The organism is Streptomyces sp. NBC_01549 (assembly GCF_026339955.1).
Taxonomy (GTDB): Bacteria; Actinomycetota; Actinomycetes; order Streptomycetales; family Streptomycetaceae; genus Streptomyces.
Map to the genome: position 1 here is coordinate 3667333 of NZ_JAPEPW010000001.1, position 23899 is coordinate 3691231.

Annotated in this window: 19 protein-coding genes; 12 read left to right on the forward strand and 7 right to left on the reverse strand. The window is 71.1% G+C overall.

The window, feature by feature from the left end; all coding sequences use genetic code 11:
* Nucleotides 1-170: 170 nt before the first annotated feature.
* Both OG819_RS16430 and OG819_RS16435 read right to left on the reverse strand, forming a co-directional pair.
* Nucleotides 171-341, reverse strand: coding sequence for a hypothetical protein (locus OG819_RS16430; protein WP_266625592.1), 171 nt, complete (start codon nt 339-341; stop codon nt 171-173).
* A 216-nt stretch (nt 342-557) separates the two neighbouring features.
* A complete protein-coding gene (locus OG819_RS16435; RefSeq protein WP_266625590.1) occupies nt 558-3518 on the reverse strand; it encodes a BTAD domain-containing putative transcriptional regulator in 2961 nt (986 codons plus the stop codon).
* A gap of 247 nt (nt 3519-3765) precedes the next feature.
* On the opposite strand from OG819_RS16435, the gene OG819_RS16440 reads away from it, so the two are divergent.
* The 7 genes from OG819_RS16440 to OG819_RS16470 all read left to right on the forward strand — a co-directional run bounded on the left by OG819_RS16440 (nt 3766) and on the right by OG819_RS16470 (nt 12068).
* Complete coding sequence (locus OG819_RS16440) at nt 3766-5037, forward strand: amidohydrolase family protein (protein WP_266650086.1); 1272 nt, start codon at nt 3766-3768, stop codon at nt 5035-5037.
* An 83-nt stretch (nt 5038-5120) separates the two neighbouring features.
* Nucleotides 5121-6026, forward strand: a complete 906-nt coding sequence (locus OG819_RS16445; RefSeq protein WP_266625586.1) for an LLM class F420-dependent oxidoreductase — start codon at nt 5121-5123, stop codon at nt 6024-6026.
* Nucleotides 6027-6079: 53 nt separating this feature from the next.
* Nucleotides 6080-6856: an SDR family NAD(P)-dependent oxidoreductase gene (locus OG819_RS16450; protein ID WP_266583198.1), complete on the forward strand. Its 777-nt coding sequence runs from the start codon at nt 6080-6082 to the stop codon at nt 6854-6856.
* A 116-nt stretch (nt 6857-6972) separates the two neighbouring features.
* A complete protein-coding gene (locus tag OG819_RS16455) occupies nt 6973-8091 on the forward strand; it encodes an LLM class flavin-dependent oxidoreductase (RefSeq protein ID WP_323137154.1) in 1119 nt (372 codons plus the stop codon).
* Between the two features lie 13 nt (nt 8092-8104).
* Nucleotides 8105-9835: an amidohydrolase family protein gene (locus OG819_RS16460; protein ID WP_266625584.1), complete on the forward strand. Its 1731-nt coding sequence runs from the start codon at nt 8105-8107 to the stop codon at nt 9833-9835.
* Entirely contained in the window at nt 9832-11307 is a 1476-nt protein-coding gene (locus OG819_RS16465; protein ID WP_266650088.1) for an aldehyde dehydrogenase family protein, read from the forward strand. Before OG819_RS16460 ends, OG819_RS16465 begins: the two co-directional genes overlap by 4 nt.
* Before the next feature lie 140 nt (nt 11308-11447).
* Entirely contained in the window at nt 11448-12068 is a 621-nt protein-coding gene (locus tag OG819_RS16470) for a hypothetical protein (RefSeq protein ID WP_266650090.1), read from the forward strand.
* A gap of 59 nt (nt 12069-12127) precedes the next feature.
* On the opposite strand, the gene OG819_RS16475 is transcribed toward OG819_RS16470, so the two are convergent.
* Nucleotides 12128-12733 carry a helix-turn-helix domain-containing protein gene (locus OG819_RS16475; RefSeq protein ID WP_266625579.1) on the reverse strand — a complete coding sequence of 202 codons (606 nt, stop codon included), beginning with the start codon at nt 12731-12733 and terminating at the stop codon, nt 12128-12130.
* Between the two features lie 84 nt (nt 12734-12817).
* Between OG819_RS16475 and OG819_RS16480 the strand changes: the two genes are divergently transcribed.
* Complete coding sequence (locus tag OG819_RS16480; RefSeq protein ID WP_266650092.1) at nt 12818-13651, forward strand: alpha/beta fold hydrolase; 834 nt, start codon at nt 12818-12820, stop codon at nt 13649-13651.
* A gap of 162 nt (nt 13652-13813) precedes the next feature.
* Here OG819_RS16480 and OG819_RS16485 read toward each other — a convergent pair whose 3' ends face one another.
* Nucleotides 13814-14785, reverse strand: a complete 972-nt coding sequence (locus OG819_RS16485; RefSeq protein ID WP_266583177.1) for an alpha/beta hydrolase — start codon at nt 14783-14785, stop codon at nt 13814-13816.
* Between the two features lie 223 nt (nt 14786-15008).
* Between OG819_RS16485 and OG819_RS16490 the strand changes: the two genes are divergently transcribed.
* Nucleotides 15009-16022 carry an alpha/beta fold hydrolase gene (locus OG819_RS16490; RefSeq protein WP_266625577.1) on the forward strand — a complete coding sequence of 338 codons (1014 nt, stop codon included), beginning with the start codon at nt 15009-15011 and terminating at the stop codon, nt 16020-16022.
* Nucleotides 16023-16070: 48 nt separating this feature from the next.
* On the opposite strand, the gene OG819_RS16495 is transcribed toward OG819_RS16490, so the two are convergent.
* On the reverse strand, nt 16071-16472 hold the full coding sequence (locus OG819_RS16495; RefSeq protein ID WP_266625575.1) for a helix-turn-helix domain-containing protein: 402 nt from the start codon (nt 16470-16472) through the stop codon (nt 16071-16073).
* A gap of 202 nt (nt 16473-16674) precedes the next feature.
* Nucleotides 16675-17967, reverse strand: coding sequence for an ABC transporter permease (locus OG819_RS16500; protein ID WP_266625574.1), 1293 nt, complete (start codon nt 17965-17967; stop codon nt 16675-16677).
* A 111-nt stretch (nt 17968-18078) separates the two neighbouring features.
* On the opposite strand from OG819_RS16500, the gene OG819_RS16505 reads away from it, so the two are divergent.
* Nucleotides 18079-18672: a TetR/AcrR family transcriptional regulator gene (locus OG819_RS16505; RefSeq protein WP_266650094.1), complete on the forward strand. Its 594-nt coding sequence runs from the start codon at nt 18079-18081 to the stop codon at nt 18670-18672.
* 55 nt (nt 18673-18727) lie between these two features.
* Here OG819_RS16505 and OG819_RS16510 read toward each other — a convergent pair whose 3' ends face one another.
* Entirely contained in the window at nt 18728-20305 is a 1578-nt protein-coding gene (locus OG819_RS16510) for a CehA/McbA family metallohydrolase (RefSeq protein ID WP_266650096.1), read from the reverse strand.
* A 240-nt stretch (nt 20306-20545) separates the two neighbouring features.
* On the opposite strand from OG819_RS16510, the gene OG819_RS16515 reads away from it, so the two are divergent.
* Together OG819_RS16515 and OG819_RS16520 are read left to right on the forward strand one after the other, a co-directional pair.
* Complete coding sequence (locus OG819_RS16515) at nt 20546-23131, forward strand: bifunctional FO biosynthesis protein CofGH (RefSeq protein WP_266650097.1); 2586 nt, start codon at nt 20546-20548, stop codon at nt 23129-23131.
* A gap of 93 nt (nt 23132-23224) precedes the next feature.
* Complete coding sequence (locus tag OG819_RS16520) at nt 23225-23803, forward strand: hypothetical protein (RefSeq protein WP_266650098.1); 579 nt, start codon at nt 23225-23227, stop codon at nt 23801-23803.
* Nucleotides 23804-23899: the final 96 nt, after the last annotated feature.

Genomic DNA, 23899 nt, shown 5'->3' on the forward strand with positions numbered 1-23899 from the left:
GCTCCAGTGCCCGTCGCCTGGGAGTTGTTCGAGAGGGTCGATCGGTTCCCGCCACGGATTGACCTGAACCATGCACCGGACACACGTCGGCCGCGGCGGCTCCCCCTCCGCGCCGCCGCGGCCGATCCCCGTGTGGTGTAAGTCGTGTGTCCCCCCCCCCGGGGTGGGGCTTAGACCGGCTCGCCCGTGGCGTGGACGTTGTCCGTGGTGGCGTCGCCGGTCTCGGCCGGGGCGATCGGGTTCTTGCCGGTGAGAGGCTCGGTGGTCGCGTGGACGTTGTCCGTGGTGGCCGTGGGCTCGTCGGTGGCGTGGACGTTGTCGGTGCTGTTGGTGTCGGTCATGACTGGCTCCCCTGCAGTTCTTCGATGCGGTAGGGCGGTATGGCGTAAAGCGCCCGCCCGGCAACTCCCCCGAGGGCCGCCGGGCGGGCACTTCTGGGCCGGTTCACCTTAGAGGTGCGGCCGACTGTCATCCCGTCTGCCCCCCGACGCGACGGATCGACTCGTTGAGAGTGCCGGGCGGCGATAAACGAATGATGAACGCGCAGGCGCACGCTCTCAGGCGACGGCGAGAGGGTTCAGGAGAAGGCGTACGGCATCGGCTTCCGGGGAGCCCAGCGCCTCGAAGATGTCCAGGGATTCACGCCAGCAGACCTGGGCGCGGCCGTTCTGGCCGATGCCGCTCAGGGCGCGCCCCAGCACGGTGAGGACGTTTCCGCGACGCCACTCGCCGCCGATGCCGCGCAGCACGGTCAGCGCCATCTCGGCGTTCGGGGCCGCCTGCGCAGGCCGTCGGGCGGCGAGGTCGACCTCGGCGAGACGGAAGAGCGTCATGCCTTCCCACAGGCGCTGGCGGCTGTCTCTGAACACCTCCAAGGCTTCCTGGAGGCGCTCGGTGGCCTGGAGGTGCTGCCCGCTCTGGGTGAGCGCGAGCCCGAGGGCGTAGCGGCCGTTGGCGCCCTTCAGGGCGTGTCCCATGTCGTCGTACATGTCCGTGCCCTGCTGGGCCAGGGCGACCGCGCTCGCGGTGCGCTCGGTGGCCAGGTGGATACGCGAGAGGTTGCACAGCGCGCTCGCCTCGCCGGGGCGGTCGTCGCAGGAGCGGAAGCCTTCGATGGCGCGGGTCAGTTGCTCCTCGCCGTCCTCGTGGCGATTCTGGTAGAGCGCGACGACGCCGCCGATGTTGGAGGACCAGTAGCCGGTCACGGGGTCGGAGGCGGAGGAGGCCAGTTCCACCGCGCGGGCCGATTCCTGGGCGGCCAGGTCGAAGCGGCCGGCGATGTGGTGCACGTAGGCCAGCGTGGTCAGGGCCCGCGCCTCGGTGCGCGGATCACCGGCTTTCTGCGAGGCGACACGGGCGGACCCTGCGATCGCCTCGTACTCCTTGGAGTTGGCACCGGACTCGGCGAGATCGACCGACGCCCACAGAAGGTCGACGGCGCGCCGCAGCATGTCCGTGCCGCTGGACTGACGCACGCAGGCCAGCAGCGAGATCGCCTCGGAGTACAGCCAGTCCTGGGCCGGGTGGCGGTCGCCGAACGTCAGACCGGTGTACTCGGTGGCCTCCAGATGGTCCACCAGCCGGTCCCCGGGACGTTCGATCGCGTACACCCCCGCCGCCGTGGCCAGGTAGAAGTCCAGGAGGCGCGACATCGCCGCGTCCCGCTCGCTCGGGGGCTGTTCGTCGCGTTCGGCGCAGGCGCGGGCGTAGAGGCGTACGAGGTCGTGGTAGCGGTAGCGGCCGGGGGCGGCGGATTCCAGGAGGGAGGTGTCGACGAGGGATTCGAGGAGGTCCTCGGTGTCGTCGATCGGGAGGTCGAGGACGGCGGCCGCGGCGGCGAGGGAGATGTCGGGGCCGTCGGCCAGGCCCAGCAGGCGGAAGGCGCGGGCCTGGGCCGGCTCCAGCTGGCCGTAGCCGAGTTCGAAGGTGGCCTTGACCGCGAGGTCGCCAGCCTGGAGCTCGTCGAGGCGGCGGCGCTCGTCGCCGAGCTTCGCCGCCAGGACCGAGACGGTCCAGGTGCGGCGGGCGGCCAGCCGGGAGGCCGCGATGCGGATGGCGAGGGGGAGGAAGCCGCAGGCCGCGACGACGTCGAGGGCCGCCTCGCGCTCCGACGCCACCCGCTCCTCACCGACGATCTTCGTGAAGAGCTGGAGGGCCTCCTCCGGGGACATCACGTCGAGGTCGACCAGGTGGGCGCCCGCCAGATCCACCATCCGCACCCGGGACGTGACGAGGGCGGCGCAGCCCTCCGTGCCGGGCAGCAGGGGGCGGACCTGGGCCGCGTCGCGGGCGTTGTCCAGGAGGACCAGGACGCGGCGGCCGTCCAGGACCGAGCGGTAGAGCGCCGAGCGCTCTTCCAGGGAGTCGGGGATGGAGGAGTCCGCCGTGCCCAGGGCGCGCAGGAACGCGCCGAGGACCGTCTCCGGCTCCGCCGCCCGCTGACCCGCACCTTGCAGGTCGACGTACAGCTGCCCGTCGGGGAACGCCGAGCGCGCCTGGTGGGCCACGTGCACGGCGAGGGTCGTCTTGCCGACGCCGCCGATGCCCGCGAGCGCCGAGACGGCCATGACCTGGCCCTCGCCCTCGGCGGAGGAGGCGGAGGCCAGGACGTCGCTCAGCTCCTGGACGAAGGACGCGCGGCCCGTGAAGTCCGTTACCGTGGCGGGGAGTTGGGCGGGGCGGACCGGTGCCGCGGCGGGCTCGGCCGCCGGGGCCGAGGGTTCCGCGAGGCCCGGGTCGGCCTGGAGGATGCGCTGCTGGAGCTCCTTCAGGCCCGGGCGCGGGTCCACGCCGAGCTCGTCGGCGAGGAGGCGGCGCGTGTCGGCGTACACGGCGAGCGCCTCGGCCTGCCGCCCGCTGCGGTACAGGGCGAGCATCAGCAGTTCGCGCAGCCGCTCGCGCAGGGGGTGCGCCGCGGTCAGGGCGGTGAGTTCGGAGACCGCCTCCGCGTGGCAGCCCTGCTCCAGGTCCATGTCGAGGCGGGATTCGAGGAGTTGGAGGCGCCACTCCTCCAGGCGGGTGCGCTGTGTCTCCGCGTACGGCCCGGGCACGCTCGCCAGCGGCTCCCCGTCCCACAGGCCCAGCGCCCGGTTCAGCAGGTCGCGGGCGGAGCACAGGTCTCCGGAGTGCTTGGCCTTCTCGGCGTCGGCGGCGAGTTCCTGGGCCTCGGCGAGGTCGAGGGTGCTGTCGCCGCCGGCCAGCCGGATCGCGTAACCGCCGGACTCACTGATCAGGACGCCGGGGTTCAGGGCCTTGCGGAGCCGGGAGGCGTACGTCCGTACGGCGGCCAGGGCCTGGGGCGGCGACTCCTCGCCCCACAGGGCGTCGATCAGCTCGCCGGAGGTGGCGGTCCGGCCCTCCCGCAGCAGCAGCGCGGCCAGCAGGGCGCGTTGCTGCGGGGACCCCGTGGGCAAGGAATCCTCGCCGCGCCAGGCGCGCACCGGGCCGAGCACGCTGAAGCGCAACGCCGCCGATTCCCCGGCACGTCGCTGCTCCGGCACTCGCGGTACACCGTCCATCGCCGTCCCCCTGCCGAACCGTCAGTACTACGAGGCCAGTTTGCCTTGTTCATGGCGGATGCGTCAGCCGTGCGAGACAGCGATCACAGGCGTGCACACGGTACAGGCACGGGAGATCACAGGGCTCTCACAACCTCTGCGTACATCTCCGCACGGAGTCGCCCGTCCCGGAGGCGTGCGGCGGCCCTGCGGAGCCGCACCGGACAGGTAGCTGACGGGTCGTCAGATCAGCGCTACCGTGAGCCGTATGGAGACCACGAGGACCACTGAGGCCGCCCAGGCGTCCACGACCCCGTTCCCGAAGATCATCTCCGTGGACGACCACACCGTGGAGCCACCCGGCGTCTGGCGCGACCGCCTCCCCGCGAAGTACCAGGACACCGGACCCCGCATAGTCCGCGCGCCGCTGAAGGAGATGACCTTCCTCGGCGGCAGGTTCGCCCCGGTGATGGGCAGGCCCGGCGACGACGGGCCGATCGGCGACTGGTGGGTCTACGAGGACCTGCACCGGCCCCTGACCCGCCTCGACACCGCCGTCGGCTACGACAGGGACGAGATACGGCTGGAGATCATCACGTACGAGCAGATGCGACCCGGCTCGTACGACGTCCCCCAGCGCCTCGCCGACATGGACGTCAACCACGTCCAGTCCGCCCTCTGCTTCCCCACCTTCCCGCGCTTCTGCGGCCAGACCTTCACCGAGGCCAAGGACCGTGAGCTGGGCCTGCTCGGGGTGAAGGCCTACAACGACTGGATGGTGGAGGAGTGGTGCGGCCCGGCGGCCCACGGCCGGCTCATTCCGCTCACCCTCGTACCCCTCTGGGACCCGGAACTCGCGGCCGCGGAGGTACGCCGCAACGCCGCCCGTGGCGTCCGCGCGGTCGCCTTCTCCGAGATCCCGCCCCACCTCGGACTCCCCTCCGTCCACACCGACGACTGGGACCCCTTCCTCGCCGCCTGCGACGAGACCGGCACGGTCGTCGCCATGCACATCGGCTCCAGCAGCAGGATGCCGTCGACCTCGGCCGACGCACCGCCCGCCGTCGGCTCCACCATCACCTTCGCCAACTGCTGCTTCTCGATGGTCGACTGGCTGATGAGCGGCAAGTTCGAACGCTTCCCGAACCTCAAGGTCATGTACGCGGAGGGCCAGATCGGCTGGATCCCCTACATCCTGGAGCGCGCCGACGTGGTCTGGGAGGAGAACCGCGGCTGGGGCGGCGTCGCCGACAAGGTCCACCGTCCGCCGTCCGAACTCTTCGCCGACCACGTCTACGGCTGCTTCTTCGACGACGCGTTCGGCCTGAGGAACCTCGACGCCATCGGGGTCCCGAACGTCCTGTACGAGACCGACTACCCGCACTCCGACTCCACCTGGCCCAAGTCCCGCGAGGTCGGCGAGGCCCAGATGGGGCACCTGGACGCGGACGTGGTGGAGCGGATCGTCCGGGGCAACGCGATCGACCTGCTGGGGCTGACGGAGGACGGGTTGTGGGCCGGGCCGGGTGGTCCCCGTTGAACCAGTCCCCGCCGAATCAGTCGGCGCCGAAGCAGTCTCCGTCGAATCCGGCGCCGCCGGACCCCGCACCCCTGCTCTACGGGATGCAGCTCCCGATCCAGTCCCAGAGCACGCTCTACGCCGAAGCCTGGGAGGCGGACGCCGGTCCCGTCGAGCTCGTCGCGATCGCCCGCGCCGCCGACCGTGCCGGCTTCGCGTACGTGGCGAGCTGCGACCATGTCGCCGTCCCGCGCCGCCTCGCGGGCGCCATGAGCACGATCTGGTACGACCCCGTCGCGACCCTCGCCTACCTCGCGGGCGTGACCGAGCGCGTACGGCTGCTCAGTCATGTCGCGGTCGTCGGGCTGCGGCATCCGCTGGTCACGGCCAAGCAGTACGCGACCCTCGACCACCTCTCCGGCGGGCGGCTGATCCTCGGAGTCGGTGCCGGGCATGTGGAGGAGGAGTTCGACGCGGTGGGCGCCGACTTCGCGCGGCGGGGGGCGGTGCTCGACGAGTCGATCGACGCGCTGCGGGCCGCCCTCGGGGTGGACGAGTTCCCCGTGCACCACGGGAAGCTGTACGACTTCGAGGGGCTCGGGCAGCGGCCCCGGCCCGCGCAGGAACGTGTGCCCGTGTGGGTGGGCGGCTCCTCGCCCGCCGCCGTGCGCCGGGCCGCGCTGCGGGGCGACGGCTGGCTGCCGCAGGGGGATCCGCGCGAGCGGCTGCCGGAGCAGATCGCGCGGCTGCGCCGGATCAGGGAGGAGGCGGGGATCTCCGCGCCTCTGGTCGTCGGGGCCATCACCGAGCCCCTGTACGTCGGTACGCCCGGCTGGCACGTCGGGCGGCGCACCGTGAGCGGGGCCCCGGAGGCGGTCGCCGAGTCGCTGCGGGCGTACCGGGCGATGGGGGTGCACCAGATTCAGGTGCGGTTCCGGGCACGGGGGCTGAGTGAACTCGTGGACCAGATCACGGCGTTCGGCGCCGATGTCGCGCCCCACCTCGACTAGATCGCACCCCACCTCAACCGGATCGCGCCTCACCTCAACTAGGGAGTCAGGGTATGGGCAAGCTGGACGGACGCGTCGTCATCGTCACCGGGGCGGCGCGTGGACAGGGCGAGCAGGAGGCGCGGCTGTTCGCGGCGGAGGGCGCCAGGGTCGTCGTCGCGGACGTGCTCGACGACCGGGGCGAGGACGTGGCCAAGGAGCTGGACGCGCTCTACGTCCACCTCGACGTGGGGCGGGAGGACGACTGGGCGGCCGCCGTCGCCGCCGTGAAGGGCGCTTACGGGCGGATCGACGGGCTGGTCAACAACGCGGGCATCCTGCGCTTCAACGCCCTCGTCGACACCCCGCTGGACGAGTTTCTGCAGGTCGTGCAGGTCAACCAGGTCGGCTGCTTCCTGGGGATCAAGACGGTCGCGGGGGAGATCGCCGCGGCCGGCGGGGGCACGATCGTCAACACCGCCTCGTACACCGCGATGACCGGGATGGCGGCCGTGGGCACGTACACGGCGACCAAGCACGCCATCCTCGGCCTCACCCGCGTCGCCGCCCTGGAGCTGGCGCATCAGCGGATACGGGTCAACGCCATCTGCCCGGGCGCCGTCGACACCCCCATGTCGAACCCGGCCCAGCTCGACCCGACGGCCGACCCCGAGGAGATGTCCAGGGCGCTGGACGAGCTGTACAGCAAGCTCGTGCCGCTCGGGCGGGTGGGCAGGCCCGAGGAGGTCGCGCGGCTCGCCCTCTTCCTGACCTCCGAGGACTCCTCGTACATCACCGGGCAGCCGTTCGTGATCGACGGGGGGTGGCTGGCGGGGGTCAGCGTTCTGTAGGACCAGCTACAGCTGACGGTTCGTCAAGTATTGACGCTTCACGGGCTCGGTGCAACAGTCGGCGGCAAGTAGATCTGACGGAACGTCAGATACGAATGTGGGGACGGTGAACCTCCTTGGAATTCGGGCTCTTTGTACAGGGATACGTGGGCAAGCGCGCCGAGACCGACCCGCTCGCAGAGCACAAGGCGCTGATGGAGGAGACCGAGTACGTCATCCAGGCGGACAAGTCCGGCTTCAAGTACGCCTGGGCGTCCGAGCACCACTTCCTGGAGGAGTACTCGCACCTCTCGGCGAACGACGTCTACCTCGGCTATCTCGCCCACGCCACGGACCGCATCCACCTCGGCTCGGGCATCTTCAACCCGCTCGCCCAGGTCAACCACCCGGTGAAGGTCGCCGAGAAGGTCGCCATGCTCGACCACCTCAGCCAGAACCGCTTCGAGTTCGGCAGCGGGCGCGGCGCGGGCAGCCACGAGATCCTCGGCTTCCTCCCCGGTATCACCGACATGAACTACACCAAGGAGATCTGGGAAGAGACCATCGCCGAGTTCCCGAAGATGTGGCTCCAGGAGGAGTACGCCGGGTTCCAGGGCAAGCACTGGCAGCTCCCGCCCCGCAAGGTGCTCCCCAAGCCGTACGGGAAGGCGCACCCCGCGATGTGGTACGCCGCCGGGTCGCCCCCCTCGTACGCCATGGCCGCCCGCAAGGGCCTGGGCGTGCTCGGCTTCAGCGTGCAGAAGGTCTCCGACATGGAGTGGGTGCTCCAGCAGTACAAGACCGCCATCGTGGACGCCGAACCCGTCGGGGCCTTCGTCAACGACAACGTGATGGTGACGACCACCGCCATCTGCGCGCCGACGCACGACGAGGCGATACGGATCGCGGTCGCCGGCGAGCTGCACTATCTGCCCTCCCTGGTCTTCCGCTACCACGACACCTTCCCGCGCCCCGAGGGCTTCCCCGTCTGGCCCGAGACGCTCCCCGAGTACAACGCGGAGTTCGTCGAACTCCTCATCGAGGAGGAGCTGCTGATCTGCGGCGACCCGGACGAGGTGCTCACCCAGTGCAAGAGGTGGGAGCAGGCGGGCGCCGATCAGCTCTCCTTCGGGCTGCCGGTCGGGGTCCCGAAGGAGGAGACCCTCCAGACGATCCGGCTGATCGGCGAGCACGTGATCCCGAAGATCGACACGGACCCGGTGCACCGGACGACCCGTTTCCGCCAGGCTTCCTGAGGAGGGTGCGGCCATGCTCGACCACGTCATCAAGGGCGCGACCGTCGTGGACGGCACGGGCGCGCCCGGCTACACCGCGGACGTCGGCGTCCGCGACGGCCGTATCGTCGCGATCGGCACGGTCACGGAGGCGTCCCGCACCAGCGAGGACGCCTCCGGTCTGGTCCTCGCCCCCGGGTTCGTCGACCCGCACACGCACTACGACGCCCAGCTCTTCTGGGACCCCTACGCCACCCCGTCCCTGAACCACGGGGTGACGACGGTCGCGGGCGGCAACTGCGGCTTCACCCTCGCCCCGCTGAACCCGGCACGGCCCGAGGACGCCGACTACACCCGCCGCATGATGTCCAAGGTCGAAGGGATGTCGCTGGTCGCCCTGGAGGAGGGGGCGCCCTGGAACTGGCACAGCTTCGGCGACTACCTCGACGCCCTGGAGGGACGGATCGCCGTCAACGCGGGCTTCATGGTGGGGCACTGCGCGCTGCGGCGGTATGTGATGGGCGCGGACGCGGTGGGCGGGCAGCCGACCGGAGAGCAGCTGGAGCAGATGCTCACCCTCTTCCACGAGGCGATGGAGGCGGGAGCCTGGGGCCTGTCCACCACCCAGTCCTCCACCCATTCCGACGGCGACGGGAAACCGGTCGCGTCCCGGCACGCGAAGCCTGCGGAGTTGCTGGCCCTGAGCAGGGCCGTCGGCGAGCACGAGGGCACCCAGATCGAGGCGATCGTCGCCGGCTGCCTCGACCAGTTCAGCGACGACGAGATCGACCTGTTCGTCGAGATGAGCGCGGTGGCGGGCCGCCCGCTCAACTGGAACGTGCTGACCATCGACGCCGCCGTGCCCGAGCGCGTACCGAGGCAACTGGTGGCGAGTGAACGGGCGCGGAAGGCGGGTGGCCGGGTGGTGGCCCTCACCATGCCGATCCTCACCCCCATGAACATGTCCCTGGGCACGTTCTGCGCGCTGAACCTGATCCCCGGGTGGGGCCCGATCCTCGCCCTGCCCGTCCCGGAGCGCATCGCACGGCTGCGGGACCCCTCCGTACGGGCCGAGATGCTGGCCCGGGCGAACAGCAAGGAGGCGGGCGTCTTCCGCCGCCTCGCCAACTTCGGCCGGTACGTCATCGGGGACACCTACAGCCCGGCGAACGACGGCCTCACCGGGCAGGTCGTGAAGGACATCGCGGCCCGGCGCCGCCAGGAGCCCTTCGAGTGCCTGGTCGAGATCTGCGCGCACGACGACCTGCGGACGGTGCTGTGGCCCATGCCCACCGACAACGACACCGACTCGTGGTCGCTGCGCGCCGAGACCTGGCAGCACCCGGACGTCATGCTCGGCGGCTCGGACGCGGGCGCCCATCTGGACCGCATGTGCGGGGCCCCGTACACGACCCGGTTCCTCGGGGACTGTCTGCGCGGGCGGAAGCTGACGACGCTGGAGGCGGCCGTGAAGATGCTCACGGACGACCCGGCGCGGCTCTTCGGACTGAGGGAACGAGGGCGCATCGCGGAGGGCTTCCATGCGGACCTCGTGCTGTTCGACCCGGAGCGGATCGACGCCGGCAAGGCCAGCCTGGTGCACGACCTGCCGGGAGAAAGCCCCCGGCTCGACTCCAAGGCGATCGGCGTCACGGCGGTGTGGGTCAACGGGGTCGAGTCGATCCGCGGGGACGTGGTGACGGGCGCCGTTCCCGGGAAGGTGCTCCGCTCCGGGCGGGACACGCAGACGGTGAGCACGCGGTGACCGATGCGCGGGGGGCGGGCGACGAACAGCGGCTGTTCATCGGCGGCTCGTGGGTGGAGCCGGACGACGGGCACTACGAGGTGACCGACCCGGCGACGGAGGGCGTCGTCGGGCTGGCGCCGGAGGCCTCGCGGAAGCAGGTGCACGCGGCCGCCGCCGCGGCCCGGGAGGCCTTCGGCCCGTGGTCGCGGACGCCGCCCGAGGAGCGCGCGGCGCTCCTCGGCCGGGCGGCGGACATCATCCGGCGCAACTTCCTCCCTTACGCCGAACTCGCCCAGGCCGAGAGCGGTGCCACCACCGGGACCGCGCGCGGGATGCAGGTGGGGGTGGGCGCGGCCCGTTTCCGGCGCTACGCGCGCGTGGAGCCCGTCGAGCAGCCGCTGCCGCCGCAGATCAACGAGGCCGGGCCGTTCGGGGCCGCCGCCGTGATGGGTGCCCTGGCCGTACGCCAGCCGGTCGGCGTCGTCACCTGTATCACTTCCTACAACAATCCCTGGGCCAACCCGGCCGGCAAGATCGCCCCCGCCCTGGCCATGGGCAACACGGTGGTCGTGAAGCCCGCCCCGCAGGACCCGCTCTCCGTGTACCGGATGGCTCAGGCCCTGGAGGCGGCGGGCGTACCGCCGGGCGTCGTGAACGTGGTGAGCGGCTCGCGCGCGGAGGCCGGCGAGGCGGCCGTGGACTGCGAGGACGTGGACATGGTCAGCTTCACCGGCTCGACGGCGGTGGGGCGGCGGATCGCCGAGGTGTGCGGGCGAGGGATGAAACGCCAGCTGATGGAGCTGGGCGGGAAGGGCGCGGCGGTCGTCTTCGACGACGCGGACATCGGGTCGGCGGTGTCCGGCATCGGCACGACGTTCTCCTTCTACAGCGGGCAGATCTGTACGGCGCCGACGAGGGTGATCGCGCAGAAGGGGATCTACGGCCGACTGGTCGAGCAACTGGCCGCGTACGCTGGGCGGTTGACGGTCGGGGACCCGCGGGAGCCGGGGACGGTCGTCGGGCCGGTCATCTCGGCGGCGCACCGGGACCAGGTGGAGGCGTACGTCGAACTCGGCCGGAAGGAGGGCGCGCGGATCGTCACGGGCGGCACGCGTCCCCCGTCCGACCGTGGTTTCTACGTCGCCCCGACCCTCCTGGCGGACTGCTCCCCCGACATGCGGGTGGTCCGCGAGGAGATCTTCGGGCCCGTCGTGGTGGTCGTCCCCTTCGACGACGAGGAGGAAGGCATCGCCCTCGCCAACGACAGCGACTACGGGCTGATCGACTACGTCTGGTCGGGCGACGTCGCCCGCGCCTTCCGCGTCGCCCGCGCGCTGCGTGCGGGCGGGGTCGGCGTCAACACCGTCGGCCGCAACATGGAGGCGCCGTTCGGCGGTTTCAAGAAGAGCGGGGTGGGGCGGGACGTGGGGTCGTACGCGCTGCACGCGTACAGCGAGGTGCAGGCGATCGTGTGGCCGTCGGGGAACTAGGACTTGTGGGGGAACCAGGACTTGTGCGGACCGGCAGGGTGCAACATCCGGGCGGGGGCGTCGAACCCGTCCGGCATGGCGCCGGGGCCCGCGGTGCCGCGGGGCGGATGCTGAGAACTCCGACCCGGCAGGAGAGGCCCGTGAACGACCCCAGCCCGCAAGGAACCCGGAAGCCGGCATCCGCCGGAGCAGGAGACGACCCCGCCGGCCAGGCCGGGGTCATCGGCATCGGACTCGCCGCCGTGCTGGCGTTCGCACTCGCGCAGGGTTCCTGGCAGTGGTTCTCCACGTTCATCGGGGTGACGCTTCTTGCCGTGATCTTCGCCTTCCAGCGGCGGCCGCCGTGGACGCCCGGCATCCGAACGGCGTACATGCGCGCTCTGGTCGCGTATTCGCTGGTCGTCGGCCTGTGCTTGGCGATCGCACTGGCCCCCATGATGCAGCGCTGGGCTTGGCTGTTTCCGATGTCGGGCACCCGAAGCGGGTGCGCGTGGATGGGCAGGTACGAGGTCATCCAGTCGACGGCCGCGCTGGCGAACGTGGCTGATCGCGACGACGCCGCCGTGGCGTACGCACAGGAGGCCCGGAGCCGTGAGGCCGTTGCCGACTGCCTGGCAACCACGACGACCCGGTGGCTGCCTCTGTACGGAACCGGGGCGGCCGTGCTGGTGGGCGCGGGCGCATGGTCCCGCGACCGGGCCCGGGCCCGGGCCCGGTCGGCTCGAACCTGCCGATCTTCACCAGGGCGCGTCCGTACCTGACCGCCTTGTACTCCAGCATGGCCACGAACGTTGAGGGAACCCCCGGCCTCGATGGGGGCTCAAGCCTCGCCCCGGAGGTGATCGCGCTGGATCTGGCGGGCGAGGGTGCGGCGTACGGAGGCCGATTCGGTGGTGCTTCCCGAGGGGGCGGGGATGTCGAGGGCGCGGCTGATCTCGTCGTAGGCGTGCCGGTGGCCGCCGGGCAGAGTGGCCCGGTGCAGCCGCAGGTCCGCCTCGACCAGGCGCCGGAGTTCGTCGACGTTCTGGGGTGTGAAGTGCTTCCTGCCCCGGGCGACGGCGTTGACGTGACGCGTGCAGTGGGCGGCGTCGTGGAGGGTCTCGGAGATCTCCTCGGCGAGGCCCCAGAGGCGTCCCTCGAGCCACGGGGTGTCGTACTGGTCGAGGGAGAGGCGCGGCGGGGGTGACGGATCGTCCCCCTTGTGCCTGGTGAGCTGTTTGGACACGGCGGGCTGACTCATGCCGGTGAGGCGGGCGATCCTGTCCTGGGTCCAGCCGAGGCCGGCGAAGAGTCTGATCATCTCGGCGCGCAGCCGGCGCATCTCCTCACCTGCGCGGATGACGTCGTTCATGTCGGCGAACATCCGCTCGGCCTGCTCCTCGGTCAGGGGCTCGGGGGTTCGACGCGTGTCCTCTTCGGCTGCCATAGCTCGGTTATATACCGAGGTCGAGTCCTCATCCTCGCCATAACTCGGTTGTATAACCAGGTTATGACTGACAGAGTTCGCCCCATGCCCACCTTCACCGCACCTGACGGAACCCGGCTCGCCTACCGCCTGATCGGAGACGGAGGCGGCGATCCGGTCCTCTGTGTCCCAGGCGGCCCCACGGACTCCCGCTATCTCGGTGACCTCGGAGGTCTCTCCGCGCACCGCCGACTGGCCCTCCTGGACCTGCGCGGTACCGGCCGGTCCGCGCTCCCGCACGACACCGCCGGCTACCGCTGCGACCGCCTGGTCGACGACGTCGAGGCGCTGCGCGCGCACCTCGGGCCGGCCCGGCTGGACCTGCTGGGTCACTCCGCGGGCGCGAACGTCGCGACGCAGTACGCGGCCCGGTACCCGGAGCGCCTCGGCAGGCTCGCCCTGATCGGCCCCGGCACCCGAGCCGTCGGTATCGAGGTCACGGGGGAGACGCGGCGCGCACTCGCGCGGCTCCGGGAGGGTGAGCCGTGGTTCCCGGCGGCGTTCGCCGCGCTGGAGGCGATCGGTGCGGGGACGGGGAGCGACTGGGAGGCCATCGTCCCCTTCTTCTGGGGCCGTTGGGACGCCGCGGCACGCCGGCACCATGCGGCGGCCCGGCCGCGCAACGCGGAAGCCGTGGCCCTCTTCGCGGCCGAGGGCGCCTTCGATCCGCCGGCCACCCGCGCCGCACTCGCCGCCTGCGGGCCCCCCGCGCTGCTGCTCACCGGGGAGTTCGACCTGAACAGCCCTCCCGGGGCGACGGCCGAGCTGGCGGGGTTGTTCCCCGATGCGCGGCTCGTCGTGCAGTCCGGGGCGGGTCACTATCCGTGGCTCGACGACGCCGACCGGTTCGCGTCGACTGTCGCGGCGTTTCTGGGCTGACACCCACACCGAGTTCGCCCTCCGCACCCCCAACCTCTACCGCCTCATGAACTCAGCGGCGCCTCCAGCGCGCGGCCGAACAGGGCATACCGCGCCTGGCCCCCGAACTCGCCGCGGCGCCGGTCAGTTGCTCCGCGCTTTCATGAAGTCATGAAGTCGACGCTAGGAGTGGAGTGCTCGGTGCAGCGCTTCGACGGCCAGCGTGCGTGCGACCACTGACGCCTTGGAGTCGCGGAGGGCGTCGAGCATCAGGAAGTCATGGACCATCCCCAGTACGCGCACCGCGGTGACGTCCACTCCCGCCTCGCGCAGCTTGGCCGCGTACGCCTCGCCTTCGTCACGCAGTACGTCGGCCTCATCGGTGATGACCAGGGTGGTGGGAAGACCACGCAACTGCTCGATGTCGGCTCGCAGGGGCGAGGCGTAGATTTCGGCGCGCTGCTCGGGATCGGTGGTGTAGGCGTCCCAGAACCACTTCATCCCGTCGCGAGTGAGGTAGTAGCCGTCGGCGAACTGCTGGTACGAGGGGGTGTCGAAGTTGGCATCGGTGACGGGGTAGAGCAGCACCTGGGCCGCGAGGTCGACATCGCCGCGTTCCTTGGCCATCAGCGCGAAGACGGCCGACATGTTGCCGCCGACCGAATCGCCGCAGACCGCGATCCGGGAGACGTCGAGGTTCTGCTCCTCGCCGTTCTGGGTGATCCACTTTCCGACCGCGTAGTTCTGCTCGATCTGGGTGGGGTACTTCGCCTCGGGAGCCAGGTCATAGACCGGGAAGACCACCGCGGCGTCCGATCCGACCGCCAGTTCACGGACCAGTCGGTCGTGGGTTTTCTCGTCGCCGAACACCCATCCGGCGCCGTGGATGTACAACACCACCGGGAGGGTCTTCGTCGCTCCCTTGGGGCGGATGATCCGGGCGCGGACCTGGCCGTAGTCTCCCGCGTCGACGCTCACCCACTGCTCGTCCACCGCGGGTTTGGCCACAGCCTCCCCGGCCTGCAGATCGTCGAGGATCTCGCGGCCGTTCTCCGGTGGGACTTCGTAGATGCGCGGGTGCTGGGAGGTGGCGTCCGCCAGATCCTTGGCCGCGGGTTCCAGGACGGGGGTGGAGAGAGACGGGGAAGTGGACATAGTACGTCTCCTGCCTCTGATACCTGCTGATGACAGCTAGCCCTGACCCCCTCCCATCGTCTCTCGGGCGCGTATCAGCGCAACTTCGAAGAGGACGTGGAGCGTGCTCGCTTTCACCCCGATGCCGCGCCGGTTTCACCCGATTGCACCGGATGAGCGGGCTCGAGGGCACCGACGTGTGAACGCTGATGTGCCGAAGCCTTCAAGAGGAAGCGAGAACGGCATGACGTCAGCATCTGCGGTCCCTGGCATACGACGCCGCACACGGCGCCTCCGCGTCGAGGCGGCGGGGTGCGCCGTCGCCGCCCTGTGCGTGGTCACGGCGGCCCCGGCAGTCGCGGACGGCGGCAGGGGCGGCGCGAAGCCCACCATCGTGCTGGTGCACGGCGCCTTCGCCGACGGCTCCAGCTGGAACGGGGTGATCGAACGGCTCGAACGCAAGGGCTACACGGTCATGGCCCCGGCCAATCCGCTGCGCGGGCTGTACAGCGACTCCGCCTACATCGCCTCCGTGCTCAAGACCGTCAAGGGCCCCGTCGTGCTGGCCGGCCACTCCTACGGCGGAGCCGTGATCAGCACAGCCGCGGCCGGCAATCCCCAGGTCAAGTCCCTGGTGTACGTCTCGGCGCTGATGCCGGACGTGGGCGAGAGCGGCATGTCGTTGTCCGCCCGGTTCCCCAGCGCCCTCGGCACCGCCACGACGTCCGTTCCGTATCAGGCGGGCGGTGTCAGCGGAACCGACCTGTACCTCAAGCGCGACAAGGTGCACCCGGTCTTCGCCGCGTGTCTGTCGGCCGGCGAGGCGAACCTGCTGGCGGTCACCCAGCGGCCCGCGGCCACCACCGCGTTCTCGGAGAAGGCCAAGGCCGCGGCGTGGAAGGACATCCCGTCCTGGGCCCTCGTCGGCCGGCAGGACATGACCATCAACCCGGAACAGGAACGCTTCGAGGCCAAGCGCGCCCATTCCCACACCGTGGAGATCGACACCTGCCACGTGTCCCTCGTCGCCCGCCCCGACGCCGTCGCCGACCTGATCCTCCAGGCCGCCACGGCCACCACCACCGCCACCGCGACGAACACCGCCGCCACCGATCCCGCTCACCCGACGCTCGCGACCACCGGCACCCCGGGGCGCGGCGCGCAGGCGATCACCCTCGGCGGCATCGCGGGCGCGTCTGTGGCCGCCGGCTCCGCGGTCGTCCTCCTCGGCCGCCGGCTGCGACACCGCACGCACTGACCTGCAGATCGTCAAGCGCACCTGCTTGTACCGGCACGGAAAGTGAGGTCAGCGGTCTGGCGCGGCCGGTCGATCCGACGCCGGTGAGTCGCTCGCCGGAAGGTGGTCCTCCGCCCACACGAGCAAGGCGGTCAGGGGGAGGACGAGGGCGTTGCCGTGCGGAGAGAGTGCGTAATGGGTTCGCGACGACGGGCCGGGCTGGACGTTTCGAGCGACGAGGTCGACCGCGGTCAGTTCCTGGAGGCGCTGGGCGAGCATGCGGTCGCTGATGCCGGGGACGCGCTCGCGAACCTGCGCGAAGGGGGCCGGGCCTTTGGCCAGGGCCGCGAGGATCAGGCCGTTCCAGCGTCTGCCCAGCAGGGCGAAGGCCCGCGTGAGGGCCGGAGAGGGCCCGGCTGGCTGCGGGGGTTCGGACCGGTGCGCCGGCTCAGCGCGTCGTGGGGTGGTCATCGTGTGTGTCCGCTCCGGTCTGGCGCGAGGCGTCACGGTGCAGTGCCTCGCGCCGTACGTCGTAGTCGTGGCTGTTTCGGGAGTCGACCGGTGGGGCTGCCGGGCCGCACCCCCTCAGGTGGGGGTGCGGCCCGCGTGGAAGGGGCCGCACCCTTCGCGAGGCCGGCTCATGTGGACGGCCGCGGCCTCGGTGTGCCGCTGCTCAGCCGTCACCGTCGTTGCGGCGTGCGTGTGCGTGTGCGTGTGCGTGTGCGTGCGCGTGCGCGGGACGCCGGTCCGGCGAAGCGACGCCGGACCCCGGCAGGGCCGGGAGGTACTCTCCGGAGGCCACCACGTCGGCCTTCGCGTCGGTCTTCGCGTCGCGGGCCCCCCGGGAATCCCGCATGACCCAGTGGCCGAACAGGACTGCTGTGAGCCCGATGACGCTCCACAGAATGAGGACGGCAAGGTGGCCGCCACCGCCGTTGCCGCCGAAGTACGTGGTGTCGCGAAGCAGGCTGGCTCCGGCGCCGGGTGGCAGCCACTGGCCGATGTCCTCCACTCCCTTGGGGAGCATCTCCGGAGCGGAGGTGGCGCCGGAGAAGGCGTTCCCGATGAAGACCATGAGCGCGGCGCTGAGCCCAAGGCCCGCCGGCCCGAAGAGTCGGATCACGCCGGCAGCGGTGGCGCTGATGGAGAGCAGGTCGAGCGACAGGATCGCCCACGTGGCCACGTGATCGTGGGGCAGCGCCCCGAGGAAACCCTGGGCCACGACATAGATACCGAAAGCCGCGACGGCGCATGCGACGAGAAGTGTCAGCACTCGGTGCCGCGGGCGTGCCAGGCCGCGAGCCATCGTGACGAACGCCCCGATGATGATGCCGCAGATCGTGAGCGGGAAGACCGACGAGCTGAACACCACACCCCGGGGGTCCTCTGTGGCGACGGGCACCACGTCGACCGCCTTCACGAGGATCTTCACCGGGGAATCAGCAGCGGCGGCCCCCTGCTGGGCGGCTCCCCGCTGGGCGGCCGCCTGCTTGTGGGCCTTCGCCGAGGAATGAGCGGCGGCTGCCTTCTGCTGCGCGGCCGCCTTCTGCTGCGCGGCCGCCTGCTGGGCGATCTGCTGGGTGGCCTTGTCGGCCAGTTGCTGTCCGACCTCAGTCAGAAGCTGGGCCACGGAGGGACCGGCGGCGGAGGCCTTCAGTACGGTGACGCTGTCGCCGGAGATGGCGAAGGCGCCGTAGACATCCCGGTTCTCGATCGCCGAACGTGCGGCCTGCTGGTCGGCATAGAGGTGGAAGTCGAACGCGCCGGGCTTGGCACGAGTCAGTCCCTCCACCGCGTTCTGGGTGGCCGGCCCGGTGCCCACGATCCCGACCGGGACATCGCGTGGCGCGATCCGCCCCGCCGGCCAGGCGAACGCCATCACCGCCAGGGTGATCACTATGGGCAACGCCACGGCGGCGATGGCTACTTCCCGCCATGCCGAGCGTCCTGACAACGGGCTACTCACGGTCAGCCCTCCCTAAAAAAAGAAATGATCGTTCTCTTAACCTCCTGCAGTCTGGCCTGCCGCACGAGCAACGTCAACACGAATGTTCGTTTTTTTTGATAGAATGACCTCATGCCCAAGGTCACCCAGCAGTACATGGACGCCCGCCGTGATCAGATCCTGGACGCGGCACGCCGCTGTTTCCTGCGTGACGGCTTCCACTCCACGTCCATGCAGGACCTGTTCACGGAGTCGGGACTGTCCGCGGGCGCGGTGTACCGGCACTTCACCAGCAAGGACGAGATGATCCTCGCGATCGCCGAGGAGAACATGCGCGAGGTCCTCGACATCACGGTCGCCGTCGCCGCGAACCGGCAGGACCGGTCCATGGGGGCGGTCATGGCGGAACTTCTCGACGTGGTCCGGGCCAAGTCCGCCGGGGGAGACCTGGCCGGGCTCGCGGTTCTGGTCTGGGGAGAGGCCATGCGCAACCCCTCGCTGGCTCACAAGCTCGATCAGCTCATGGGCCGCATGCGCGCCGACCTGGTCATCATGGTCTGTGACCAGCAGGACCACGGCGACTTGCCCACGAGTGTGACGGCCGAGGCGATCGCTTCGACGATGCTCTCCGTCCTCCCGGGCTACATCCTCCAACTCGCCCTGTTCGACCCGGCTGTGGTGTCCGGGGTGCCTGACGCGGTACGGGCGTTGTGGCCGCAGTCGTGACGGCAGTCCCGGAAGCCGTCCTCGCCGCGGAGGCGGCCAACGCCTCGACCGGTTCTCACGCCCCCAGGAAAATCGGGTTCGTGAACGCCGCCAGCGCCCCCGGTACCGGCCCCGCCGCCGTCTCGTGGCGCAACTCCGCCCGTACGTAGGCAGCGTACTGGGCCGTCGTGTTCCACTCCACCGTCCCGGAACCCGAGACCGGCAAGGGGTCGCTCGTGAAGAGGACGCCCTGGTCGGTGACGAAGCGGACCGTGCAGCGGGGGGCGCCGGTGGCCTCCAGGCGGACGGTGACCGGGGTGTCGGGGGCCACGTGCAGGCGGCCGCCGATGCCCGCGTGCTCGCCCTTCGGGCCGGTCGCCGAGAACATCAGCGACACCGACTTCGACTCCGCCACGTAGGAGCGGCCCGCGCGCAGGCCCTCCTGGATGGCCTCGCGGGTCAGTTCGTCGGCGAGGACGACCGTCTGCGGGCTGCCGACCGGGTCGGGGTCACGGTGGGCGTCGCTGTTGCCCATCGCCGGGAGCCAGGAGCGGTCGGGGCTGCCCGAACGGACCGCGGCCACCAGCGTGTTGTCCCAGTCCGCGAGGGTCACCTCGTCGTCGGGGGTGTACGGGCCGTTCCACACCTCCACCACGTCCGCCTCCCCGAAGCCGAACTTCCAGCCACAGCCGACGCAGGTGGCGTGCGGGTGGGCGGGGACGACGAGGCCGCCCGCGCGACGGATCCGGCGGGCGAAACGGCCGAAACGGTTGTCGCGGGCCCGGTAGCGCCAGTCGACGAACGTGCCGGGGTCCGTGCCGAGGGCGACCACGTGACCGTTGCGGGTCGTGACCTCCTCGCCCAGCAGGATCAGCAGCTCGCCGTCGGGATGGGGGCCCGCCTGATCCGCCCAGTGGGGGTGCGAACTGTGCGTGTTGTGGTCAGAGGTGTTGATGAAGTCCAGGCCCGCGGCGCGCGCCAGCGCGGCGATCTCCGCCGGGGTGCGGCGGCCGTCCGAGTGCCAGGAGTGGAGGTGGCAGTCGCCCCGGTACCAGGCGCGGCCCCGGCCCTTCGCACGGGAGGGCGGGTACGTCGGGGCCGGGGTGGCGTCCTGCTCGCCGTACGTCAGTGTGATCGTGACCTCGTACGGCAGGCCCCGCGGCGCCACCGTGTACGGGCCGAGCGCGATGTGCCAGGTGCCGGGGCGGATGCGTCCGGGGATGTAGCCCGGCGTCGCGTCGTCCGCGCGGACGAAGAACTCCGTGCGCGCCCCGCCCGACCAGCCGCGGAAGCCCTCCCCGCCCAGAGCCGTGCCACGCTCGTCGAAGAGGCCGATGTCGAGCGCGTTGCCCGCGGTGCCGGCCGGCACGGAGGGCTTCTGGTACGTGTACGCGACGTGGATCTCCCGTACGCCGCGCGGAACCTCCACCGGGAGGTACACGAAGTCCGGCGAACCGGTGGGCAGGGTGCCGGACACGGTACGGGTCTCGGTACCGCCCGCCGGTGTCCCGGAGGCGTCGGCCGCGTCGGCGCCGTTCGCGAAGGTCACGCTTCCCAACGTAAGGGCGGCGGCCGCTCCCGTCACGAACAGCGCGCGTCTGCCGATGCCGTCGATGCCGTCGCTGCCCTCGATGCCGTGCTCGTCCTCGCACATGCTGCTGCTCCCAGGGTGTCGTGAGAGTGACATGGGTGGTGCACGTTGGCACGTACAACCCTGGTAGTCGGCTGTGAACTGTGGGGCAAGGGAAGGAAATCGCCAGCTTTCGGGGAGGCGGCGCGCCTGTCGGGGCCCGACCCGCGCGGGGTGCCGGTGGCGACCTGTGACGACCCGCCGCCCCGGAGGAATAAGGCCACGCCCTGTAATGCCTGATCACCGCGATCGTATGCTCGAAGGATGACGACCTCCGCGACCTCCGGAACCGGCCCGACCGAGAACTCCATGCGTCGCGCCCTCAAACGCGCCCGGGACGGCGTCGCCCTCGACGTGACCGAGGCGGCGGTGCTGCTCCAGGCGCGCGGCGAGGCCCTGGACGACCTCGCCTCGTCCGCGGCGCGGGTGCGCGACGCGGGGCTGGAGGCGGCCGGCCGCCCCGGCGTGATCACGTACTCCAAGAGCGTCTTCATCCCCCTCACCCGTCTCTGCCGCGACAAGTGCCACTACTGCACCTTCGTCACCGTGCCGGGCAAGCTGCGCCGTGCCGGGCACGGGATGTTCATGTCGCCGGACGAGGTCCTCGACGTCGCCCGGCGCGGCGCGGAACTCGGCTGCAAGGAAGCCCTCATCACGCTCGGCGACAAGCCCGAGGACCGCTGGCCCGAGGCCCGGGAGTGGCTGGACGCGCACGGGTACGACGACACGATCGCGTACGTCAGGGCCATCTCCATCCGCATCCTGGAGGAGACGGGGCTGCTGCCTCACCTCAATCCCGGGGTGATGTCCTGGACCGACTTCCAGCGGCTCAAGCCCGTCGCGCCGAGCATGGGCATGATGCTGGAGACGACGGCGACGCGGTTGTGGAGCGAGCCCGGCGGTCCGCACCACGGCTCTCCGGACAAGGAGCCCGCCGTACGGCTGCGGGTCCTGGAGGACGCGGGGCGGTCGTCCGTTCCCTTCACCAGCGGGCTGCTGATCGGGATCGGGGAGACGTACGAGGAGCGCGCCGAGTCGCTGTTCGCGCTGCGGCGCGTGTCGCGGGCGTACCACGGCATCCAGGAACTGATCATCCAGAACTTCCGCGCCAAGCCGGACACGGCGATGCGCGGAATGCCGGACGCCGAACTGGACGAGCTGGTCGCCACGGTGGCCGTCGCCCGGCACATCATGGGACCGGCCGCCTGCCTCCAGGCCCCGCCGAACCTGGTGGACAGTGAGTACGGGCGGCTGATCGGCGCGGGGATCGACGACTGGGGCGGGGTCTCGCCGCTCACCATCGACCACGTCAACCCCGAGCGGCCCTGGCCGCAGATCGAGCAGCTGGCCGAGCAGTCGCGCGCCGTCGGCTTCGAACTGCGCGAACGGCTGTGCGTGTACCCCGAGTTCGTGCAACGCGGGGAGCCCTGGCTCGACCCGCGGCTGCTGCCGCACGTACGGGCGCTCGCCGATCCCGAGACGGGGCTCGCCCGCGAGGACGCCGTCGTCGAGGGGCACCCCTGGCAGGAGCCGGAGGAGGCCTTCACCGCGTCCGGGCGGACCGATCTGCACCAGACCATCGACACCGAGGGGCGCACCGGCGACCGCCGGGAGGACTTCGACCTCGTGTACGGCGACTGGGAGGCGCTGCGGGAGGCGGCGGCGCCCGGGATGGTGCCCTCCCGCATCGACACCGACGTACGGGCGGCCCTCGCGACCGCCGCTGACGACCCGACGAAGCTCACCGACGACGAGGCGCTCGCGCTGCTGCACGCGGACGGCCCGGCGCTCGACGCCCTCTGCCGGATCGCGGACGACGTGCGCAAGTCCGCCGTCGGCGACGACGTCACGTACATCGTCACCCGGAACATCAACTTCACCAACGTCTGCTACACCGGCTGCCGTTTCTGCGCCTTCGCCCAGCGCCGCACGGACGCCGACGCGTACACGCTGTCGCTGGACCAGGTGGCCGACCGCGCCCAGCAGGCCTGGGACCTGGGGGCCGTCGAGGTCTGCATGCAGGGCGGCATCCACCCGGACCTGCCGGGTACGGCGTACTTCGACATCGCGAAGGCGGTGAAGGAGCGCGTCCCCGGCATGCACGTACACGCCTTCTCCCCGATGGAGGTCGTCAACGGCGCGACACGTACGGGGATGTCCATCCGTGAGTGGCTGACCGCGGCGAAGGAGGCGGGCCTCGACACCATCCCCGGCACGGCGGCGGAGATCCTGGACGACGAGGTCCGCTGGGTCCTGACGAAGGGCAAGCTGCCCACGGCGACCTGGATCGAGGTCGTCACGACCGCGCACGAGCTCGGCATCCGCTCCTCCTCCACGATGATGTACGGCCATGTGGACCAGCCCCGCCACTGGCTCGGACACTTCCGCACGCTCTCCCGCATCCAGCAGCGGACCGGCGGCTTCACCGAGTTCGTGACGCTCCCGTTCATCCACACCAACGCGCCGGTGTACCTGGCGGGCATCTCCCGCCCGGGCCCGACCACCCGCGACAACCGCGCCGTGGTGGCCATGGCCCGCCTGCTGCTCCACCCGCACATCCCCAACATCCAGACCAGCTGGGTGAAGCTGGGCGCCGAGGGCGCGGCGGAGATGCTCCGCTCCGGCGCCAACGACCTCGGCGGCACGCTCATGGAAGAGACCATCTCCCGGATGGCGGGCTCCTCCTACGGCTCGTACAAGTCCGTCAAGGACCTCATCGCCGTCGCGGAGGCGGCCGGGCGCCCGGCGAAGCCGCGGACGACGCTGTACGGGGAGGTCTCGCAGGAGCGGCAGCGGGCGGCGGAGGTGTCGGACGGGCACCTGCCGGAGCTGCTGCCGGTACTGGATTGACGGCCGAGGCGTGCGGTGGCCCCGGGTGGGTCGGAGTACGATGATCCGACCCTCGGTGGAGGGCCCAGAAGCCTTGTGAGCCTGAGGAGTTGCGTGACCGTGCCTGCCCGACGGCTTCCCTCCTGGATCTGGGTCACCGGTCTGACCGCGGCGGCGATCGTGGGCGTCGGCGCCCTCGCCGCGCAGGCCGACCAGGGCGCGCACCCGACCGCCGCCCACGCCGCCGGGGCGAAGCCGTCCGCGTCGGCGAGCCCGCGGCCCGCCGCCTCGCCCAAGAAGGCCGAGCCGGCCGCGGTGCCCGACGGCTCGGGCACCGGCCGGCGGATCGTCTACTCGCTCGCCCAGCGGCGGGTCTGGCTCGTCGACACCGACGAGGCCGTCCGCCGCACCTTCGCGGTGTGGCCGGGCACGGTGAGCCCCGACTCCGGCACTTACGTGATCTCCAAAACCCTGGCGGCGACCACCGGATCCGACGGCGTGCAGATCGAGCACATCGTCTATTTCGCCAACAAGTCGGGCCTGTCGGTCGCCTTCTCCAACGCGGTCGACGGCTCCTCGCCGCCCCCCGCGGCCGGCAAGCAGACCAGCGGCGTCCGCATGCCCAAGGCGGACGGCGCGGTGCTGTGGACCTTCGCTACGGAGCCGAACACCAGGGTCGCGGTCGTCAAGTAGCGCACCGGCCGACGAACCCGGCACCGAACAGCGGCATCAGCATGCCTCGTGGGCTGGGAGTGGTGGGCATGGCTGGTTCCTGCCCAGCCCTGGCCA